The sequence below is a fragment of the Psychrobacter sp. GW64-MNA-CIBAN-0177 genome (genome assembly GCF_040309585.1).
GTDB lineage: Bacteria > Pseudomonadota > Gammaproteobacteria > Pseudomonadales > Moraxellaceae > Psychrobacter > Psychrobacter okhotskensis.
The window spans coordinates 1-487 of sequence record NZ_JBEOOY010000065.1 but is presented as its reverse complement, the minus strand read 5'-3'; the positions used below and the strand labels follow the sequence as shown (position 1 = coordinate 487).

1 protein-coding gene and 1 pseudogene are annotated in these 487 nt (G+C 41.7%); both read right to left on the bottom strand.

Annotated elements, in window-relative coordinates:
- Positions 1 to 270 (bottom strand): phosphatidylglycerophosphatase A (locus AAEY79_RS14195; protein WP_352288867.1); only part of this gene is annotated, 270 nt, incomplete at its 3' end.
- 10 nt (positions 271 to 280) lie between these two features.
- Positions 281 to 487, bottom strand: a pseudogene (locus AAEY79_RS14190) (hypothetical protein); the annotation flags it as partial.

The following is a 487-nucleotide window of genomic DNA, read 5'->3' as shown; positions in this document are numbered from 1 at the left end:
CCACACAATAGCACCATGATCATGTACGCCCATATCTTTAGCTGCTTTGCCACAAATATAAAAGCCAGCGAGCATGCAAATACAGGTAATGGTCAGGTAATTAGTTAAGCTTAACTGTTGCATGAGCAACACTATGGGCACCGCGGCTAAGGTACCAAAGGTACCCGGTGCTTTTGCCGCTTTACCGCTGCCAAAGCCTAATGCCAAAAAGTGAATTGGATGGGCTAAAGACAGCTTTTTTACGAATTTATCTTGGGTTAATAATCTCATAGTACTTCAATTAAAAATGCACAAAGCCACGTGAAATCGGGTTAAATTCCAGCCCATTTTCGACTAATTTTAATTTATCACCTGCACAGATTTGACCAATTTTTACAAATTTGACACCTGCATGAATTAACGCGGTATCAATTGCGCCGCGTTGTGATTCTGGAACCGTAAACAATAACTCGTAGTCTTCACCACCCGTGAGTGCATAGCTTAATGC